Here is a 6,500-nt window from a genome sequence, read left to right as displayed (position 1 = left end):
CCCCCCCCCCCCCCCCCCCCCCCCGGCGCCCCCCCCCAACGCGGGGGTCCGGGGGCGGCAGCCCCCAGGGATGGGAACGGGTAGGGGCGGCGGGGGCGAAGAAAACCATGCCTCCCGCCCCTCACTCCACCCCGATCAGCAACAACGCCCCCTGCCGCCCACCCCGATAAACCACCGTGTCCACAGCCAAGTACCCCTCGCGAACCCGCGCCTCCAGCTGCCCCGCGATCGCCTCCGGCGCCTCGTCCCCTAGGACGAGGGTGACCATCTCGCCGCCCGCCTGCAGCATGCGGTCGATCACCGCCACCGCCGTGGCCGTGACGTCGGAACCGATCACCGCGACGTCGCCGTCGATCAGGCCGAGGACGTCGCCGGTCTGGCAGATGCCGGCCATCGTCCAGGACTGGCGTTCCGCGACGGCGAGTTCGGCGTAGCGGGTCGCGCCGGCCGCCGAGGTCATCGCGACGACGTCCTCGTCGAACCGGCGTTCCGGTTCGTGCACCGCGAGTGCGGCGATGCCCTGGACCGCGGACCGGGTCGGGATCAGGGCCACGCGGATGCCCTCCGAGCGGGCCTGTTCGGCCGCCGCGGCGGCGGTGTGGCGCAGGTCGGCGTCATTGGGCAGCAGCACGACCTCGCGCGCGTGGGCCCGCCGTACCGCCTCGACCAACTCCCCGCTCGCGGGGGGCTCGCCGGGCCGCGCGAGCACGGTCGTGGCGCCGGCCTCCCGGTACAGCCCGGCCAGCCCCTCCCCCGGCACCACGGCGACCACGGCCCGCTGCACCCGCTCCCGGAGCGGCCGTCCCGCACCCCCGGTGTGCACGTCGCCCACCCCGAAGTGCGTGATCCGGATCCGGTGGGGCCGCCCGGCCTCGACGCCCGCCTCCACGGCGGCACCGGCGTCGTCGACATGGACATGGATGTTCCAGAGACCGTCGCCGCCGACCACCACCAGGGAGTCCCCGAGCCCGTCGAGCCGCGCGCGGAGCCGGTCGACGGCCGCGTCCTCGGCCTCCAGTAGGTAGATCACCTCGAAGGCGGGACCGGCGGCATCGCCCTCGCCAAGAGCTTCAGGAGCTTCAGGAACGTCGCAGGACCGGACAGGCACGCGCACGCGTGCCGCCCCCGCGCCCTCACCCCCGGGCGCCTCCCCCCGGAACGTCTCCACCAGCGCCCCGAGCACCGTCACCAGCCCCCGCCCGCCCGCGTCCACGACACCCGCGCGCCCCAGGACGGCCAGCTGCCCCGGGGTCGCGGCCAGCGCGGCCGAGGCACCCTCGTACGCGGCCCTGGCCACCGTCCCGCAGTCGCCCTCCGCATCCACCTCCGTCGCGGCGTCGGCGGCGGCCGAGGCGACCGTGAGGACCGTGCCCTCGACCGGGTGGGCCACGGCGAGCCGGGCGGCGTCGGCGGCGGACCGGAGCGCCAGGCCGAGACCGGGACCGTCGACGTGAGCACCCTCACCCCGCGCGTCACCGTCCGCCTCGTCCGCCTCGCCCTCCGCCTCGGCGGCCAGCACCTGGGCCATGCCCCGCAGCAGCTGCGCCAGGATCGTCCCGGAGTTGCCGCGCGCCCCTATCAGCGCGCCGTGGGCCATGGCCCGGGCGGCGTCGGCCAGCGTGGGAACCCCGGAGACACCACCCGCGCCCGCGCCCGCACCCGCCGCCTCGTGCCCCGCGAACGCCGCCTCCACGGCCGCGCACGCCGACTCCAGCGTCAGATACAGGTTGGTGCCGGTGTCCCCGTCGGCCACCGGGTAGACATTGATCGCGTCGATCTCCTCGCGCGCCCGCCCCAGCGCGGCCAGCGCGAGTCCGCACCAGGTGCGGACCGCGAGAGCATCGAAGAATGTCTGCGGCACCTGCGGCACCTGTGCCTCCTTGAGCTGCTGAACGTGGCACGCAGCGTAGACCCCGGGGTGGATCACGGGTGAATGGCGGGTGACCCGGGGCCGGGAGCGGGGCCCTGATCAGCCATGGTAGTTTCGTTGTACTGGCGCAGTCGTTGTATGCTGCTCCGGTTGCCCGATCGAGACGACCATCCCAGATGGTCTTCCACATCGGGCCTTCTACCCTGGCAGCGCCACTCAGATCCTACGATCTTGATCCCGGCATGCCGGGATCAACCCGTAAGAGCATCTGAAGTCTTTGGAGTGACCCGTGGCTGCCAACTGCGACGTCTGCGGCAAGGGGCCGGGCTTCGGCAACGCCATCTCCCACTCGCACCGCCGTACACCCCGTCGCTGGAACCCGAACATCCAGCGCGTACGTACCGTGGTCGGTGGGACGCCGAAGCGCGTGAACGCTTGCACCTCGTGCATCAAGGCTGGCAAGGTCTCGCGCTGACGCTCAGCTAGCGCGCGGCCACTGCTGGTTCGCTGCTCAGAGCCGGTCCACCTCGGTGGACCGGCTTTTTGCCGTACCCGCGCGCGGGAAGCCCTCCAAGGCCACGGCTAGGCCCGCATCCGCCAGCCGTGGTCCACCGGCCCGATCCCGCCCCCCAGCGCGAACCCGGCCGCGATCGCCCCGGTGACGTACTCCTTCGCCGCCCGCACCGCCACCGGCACCGGCTCCCCCTTCGCCAGCCCCGACGCGACCGCCGACGCCAGCGTGCAACCCGTACCGTGCGTATGCCGGTTGTCGTGGCGCGGGGCGTGCAGCCAGTGCTCCTCGGTGCCGTCCGTGAGCAGGTCCACGGCCTCGCCGGGCAGGTGCCCGCCCTTGATCAGCGCCCACTTGGGCCCGTACGACAGCACAGCCGCCGCGGCCTCCCTCAACTGGCCCTCCGACTCGACCCGTACGCCCGTGAGCTGGGCCACCTCGTCGAGGTTCGGCGTCGCGACGGTGGCGGTGGGCAGCAGGAGAGTCCGTACGGAGTCCAGTGCCGAGGCCGCCAGCAGCGGGTCGCCGTGCTTGGAGACGCCCACCGGGTCGACGACCGTCGGCACCCCGGTCTCGGCGATCAACCCGGCGACCGTCTCGACCAGTTCGGCCGAGGCGAGCATCCCGGTCTTGATCGCCTGTACGCCGATGTCGTCCACGACACTGCGGAACTGGGCCCGCACCGCGTCCACCGGCAACTCCCAAGCACCCTGCACACCGAGGGAGTTCTGTGCCGTGACCGCCGTGAGGACGCTCATGCCGTGCACGCCGAACGCCAGCATCGTCTTCAGGTCGGCCTGGATCCCGGCGCCGCCGCCGGAGTCGGAGCCCGCGACCGTCAGCACGCGCGCGGGCGCGCTCACGACTCGATGTCCGCGAAGTGGTCCCAGCCGCCCTTGCTGGTCCAGGGGGCACCGTCGACCGTCACCTGGGGCAGCGCGGAGGGGTTGAGGACCTCGCCGATCACCTTCCAGCGGGCGGGCAGCTTCACGTCCGGCGGGAAGGTCGCCACGATCGCGTGGTCCTCGCCGCCGGTGAGCACCCACTGCATCGGGTCGACGCCGACGGCCTGCCCGATGTCGTTCATCTGGGTGGGGATGTCGATCGCGCCCGAGCGGATGTCGATCCTGACCTTGCTGGCCTCCGCGATGTGCCCGAGGTCGGCGATCAGCCCGTCGCTCACGTCGCACATCGCGGTCGCGCCGAGCCCGGCCGCCGCCGGACCCGCGTGGTACGGCGGCTCGGGGCGCCGGTGCGCCTCGACGAAGGCACGCGGCGAGCGGAAACCGCGCGACAGCACCGCGTACCCGGCCGCCGACCAGCCGAGCCAGCCGGTCACGGCGACGACGTCACCGGGCCGGGCGCCGCCCCGGATGACCGGCTCATGGTTGCGCAGATCGCCGAGCGCGGTGATGGAGACCATGATCGTGTCCCCTCGTACGACATCACCGCCCACCACGGCCGCGCCCGCGACCTGGCACTCGTCGCGCAGACCGTCCATCAGTTCGGTGGGCCAGGTGACCGGGAGTTCGGCGGGGACGACCAGGCCGAGGAGCAGCGCGGTCGGTACGGCGCCCATGGCGGCGATGTCCGCGAGGTTCTGGGCGGCTGCCTTGCGGCCGACGTCGTACGCGGTGGACCAGTCGCGGCGGAAGTGCCGCCCCTCCAGGAGGATGTCGGTGCTCGCCACGACCCTGCGGTCGGGCGCGGCGACCACGGCGGCGTCGTCGCCGGGGCCGACCCGGACCGCCGGGGTGGTGGTGAGCCGGGAGGTCAGCTCCCTGATGAGCCCGAACTCCCCCAGCTCTCCCACAGTGCCCTTCATAGACGTACGTCCCCTTCTGGTGCTGTCCCCGTTGCTGCCCGTATCGCTGCCCTTGCCGCTGCCGGTACTGCCGTCCGTGCCCGGTCGCGAGGCCCCGTCGGCCTCGGTACGGTCGAGGTGGCCGTCAACCTGTGCTGCCCGCGTGCCCCGGCGCGGGTGCACCGGCGCCCCGGGTCTCCCCGTGGCGCGCGGCGACGCGATACCGTGGCGTTCCTTTTCCCCACATGATCCTCGTGGCCGCCCTGGAGGTTCCGTGGTACAGGCGTACATCCTGATCCAGACGGAGGTCGGCAAAGCGTCGACCGTCGCCGAGACGATCAGCAAGATCCCGGGGGTGATCCAGGCCGAGGACGTGACAGGACCGTACGACGTGATTGTGCGCGCCCAGGCCGACACCGTGGACGACCTCGGCCGCATGGTGGTCGCGAAGGTCCAGCAAGTGGACGGCATCACCCGCACGCTGACCTGCCCGGTGGTGCACTTGTAGCCCCCGTCTAACCTGTGCCGGTGGACTTCTTCCGTCGCCGGCCGTTCGCTCTGCCCGTGCTCGCCCTGTTGATCGTCGTCACGGGCTGCTCCTCAGCAGACGACAGCGCCTCGGCCGCGGTTCCCGAGCCGGACGCGAAGACGACGAAGCTGTGCCGGAAGCTGGACGCCGCGCTGCCGGCGAAGGTGGACGGTCTGGGTCGGGAGGACCCCGAGCCCCGGTCCGCGCTGACCGCGGGCTGGGGCAGCCCGGCGATCATACTGCGCTGCGGTGTCGTACGGCCGCCCAAGATGACCGATCCGAAGGTCGCCACCGGTGCGGATCCGGACGCGGTGGGGGGTGAGGTGAACGGGGTCGGGTGGCTGATGGAGAAACGGGACGACGGGTCGTCCCGTTTCACTACTTCCTCGCGGCTCGCCTATGTCGAGGTGACTGTTCCGGCGGGGCGGGACACCTCGGGGGTGTTGGTTGATCTGGCTGCCGCTATCAAGAAGACGGTGCCTGAAGGGATTGCCAACTAGGCGCCGTGTTTCACCTGTTGCGTTGTCGGGTGCGGGCCCGTTGTGGCTGGTCGCGCAGTTCCTCGCGCCCCTGACTACCTCAACGCAACCCTGTTGAGCGGCGCAGCGCCGCCTGCACCAAGCGGTCTACCAACTCGGGGTAGTTGACGCCCGTCTCCTGCCACATCCTGGGGTACATGGAGATCGGGGTGAAGCCCGGCATCGTGTTGATCTCGTTGATGACGAACTCCCCTTCCTCCGTGAGGAAGAAGTCCGCGCGGACCAGGCCCTCGCAGGAGGCCGCGTCGAATGCCTCGACCGCGAGGCGGCGGACCTCCGCGGTCTGGGCCTCGGTGAGGGGGGCGGGGACGATGCCGTCGGCCGAGTCGATGTACTTGGCCTCGAAGTCGTAGAACGCGTGCGACTGGACCGGCGGGATCTCGGCGGGTACGGAGGCGCGCGGGCCGTCCTCGAACTCCAGGACCCCGCACTCGATCTCGCGCCCGACCAGCGCGGCCTCCACGATGATCTTCGGGTCGTGCCGCTGGGCCTCGGCGATCGCCTCGTCGAGGCCGCCCAGGTCGTCGACCTTGGTGATGCCGAACGACGATCCCGCGCGCGCGGGCTTCACGAAGAGCGGCCAGCCGTGCTCGGCGGCGAAGTCGACGATCTTCTTGCGGGCGGCGGACTCGTCGCGCTCCCACTCGCGGGGCCGGATCACCACGTACGGGCCGACCTTGAGGCCGAACGAGGTGAACACCCGCTTCATGTACTCCTTGTCCTGGCCGACGGCCGAGGCGAGCACGCCCGCGCCGACGTACGGGACGCCGGAGAGTTCCAGCAGGCCCTGGAGGGTGCCGTCCTCGCCGTACGGGCCGTGCAGCACGGGGAAGACGACGTCGACCTCGCCGAGGGCCTTGGGCACCGATCCCGGTTCGCTGTAGACGACTTCGCGGTTCGCGGGGTCGACGGGGAGGACCACGCCGCCCTCGCGCGACTCGGCGAGGTCGTCGACGTTCGGCGCCTTGCGGTCGACGATCGCCATGCGCTCCGGTTCGTCCGCGGTGAGCGCCCAGCGGCCGTCCTGGGTGATGCCGATCGGCAGGACGTCGTACTTCGTCCGGTCGATGGCACGCAGTACGGCGCCGGCGGTGACCACGGAGATCCCGTGCTCGGAGCTGCGACCGCCGAAGACGACGGCCACACGCGGCTTGCGAGACGGCTGCTCGGGGCTCTGGGAGAGGTTCTCGGTGCTCATATCGGGTTGAGGGTACCCGTTGGTACGGCGCCGAGTCAGCGCCCGCAGG

General features: G+C 72.0%; 7 protein-coding genes. 3 read left to right on the top strand and 4 right to left on the bottom strand.

Features of this window, described 5'->3' with window-relative positions:
• Positions 1-121 precede the first annotated feature (121 nt).
• Entirely contained in the window at positions 122-1,870 is a 1,749-nt protein-coding gene (locus CW359_RS16225) for a DAK2 domain-containing protein (protein WP_105970635.1), read from the bottom strand.
• A gap of 289 nt (positions 1,871-2,159) precedes the next feature.
• On the opposite strand from CW359_RS16225, the gene rpmB reads away from it, so the two are divergent.
• A complete protein-coding gene (rpmB, locus tag CW359_RS16220; protein ID WP_105970634.1) occupies positions 2,160-2,345 on the top strand; it encodes a 50S ribosomal protein L28 in 186 nt (61 codons plus the stop codon).
• Positions 2,346-2,452: 107 nt separating this feature from the next.
• On the opposite strand, the gene thiD is transcribed toward rpmB, so the two are convergent.
• On the bottom strand, positions 2,453-3,244 hold the full coding sequence (gene thiD, locus CW359_RS16215; protein WP_105970633.1) for a bifunctional hydroxymethylpyrimidine kinase/phosphomethylpyrimidine kinase: 792 nt from the start codon (positions 3,242-3,244) through the stop codon (positions 2,453-2,455).
• Positions 3,241-4,206, bottom strand: a complete 966-nt coding sequence (locus CW359_RS16210; protein ID WP_105970632.1) for a thiamine-phosphate kinase — start codon at positions 4,204-4,206, stop codon at positions 3,241-3,243. The genes thiD and CW359_RS16210 overlap by 4 nt, the downstream gene beginning before the upstream one ends.
• A gap of 253 nt (positions 4,207-4,459) precedes the next feature.
• Here CW359_RS16210 and CW359_RS16205 point away from each other — a divergent pair, with 253 nt between their 5' ends.
• Complete coding sequence (locus tag CW359_RS16205; protein WP_003997603.1) at positions 4,460-4,693, top strand: Lrp/AsnC family transcriptional regulator; 234 nt, start codon at positions 4,460-4,462, stop codon at positions 4,691-4,693.
• Positions 4,694-4,713: 20 nt separating this feature from the next.
• On the top strand, positions 4,714-5,214 hold the full coding sequence (locus tag CW359_RS16200) for a DUF3515 domain-containing protein (RefSeq protein WP_105970653.1): 501 nt from the start codon (positions 4,714-4,716) through the stop codon (positions 5,212-5,214).
• 79 nt (positions 5,215-5,293) lie between these two features.
• Here CW359_RS16200 and CW359_RS16195 read toward each other — a convergent pair whose 3' ends face one another.
• On the bottom strand, positions 5,294-6,451 hold the full coding sequence (locus CW359_RS16195; protein WP_105970631.1) for a D-alanine--D-alanine ligase family protein: 1,158 nt from the start codon (positions 6,449-6,451) through the stop codon (positions 5,294-5,296).
• Between the last annotated feature and the right edge of the window lie 49 nt (positions 6,452-6,500).

It is taken from the genome of Streptomyces geranii (genome assembly GCF_002954775.1).
GTDB lineage: Bacteria > Actinomycetota > Actinomycetes > Streptomycetales > Streptomycetaceae > Streptomyces > Streptomyces geranii.
Note: the sequence above shows the minus strand (reverse complement) of the source record. Positions and strands in the feature narration are given on the sequence as shown.

Excerpts from the sequence above, each read along its gene's own strand:
- CW359_RS16210 (WP_105970632.1), bottom strand. The coding sequence starts at position 4,206 with ATGAAGGGCACTGTGGGAGAGCTGGGGGAGTTCGGGCTCATCAGGGAG.
- CW359_RS16195 (WP_105970631.1), bottom strand. The coding sequence starts at position 6,451 with ATGAGCACCGAGAACCTCTCCCAGAGCCCCGAGCAGCCGTCTCGCAAG.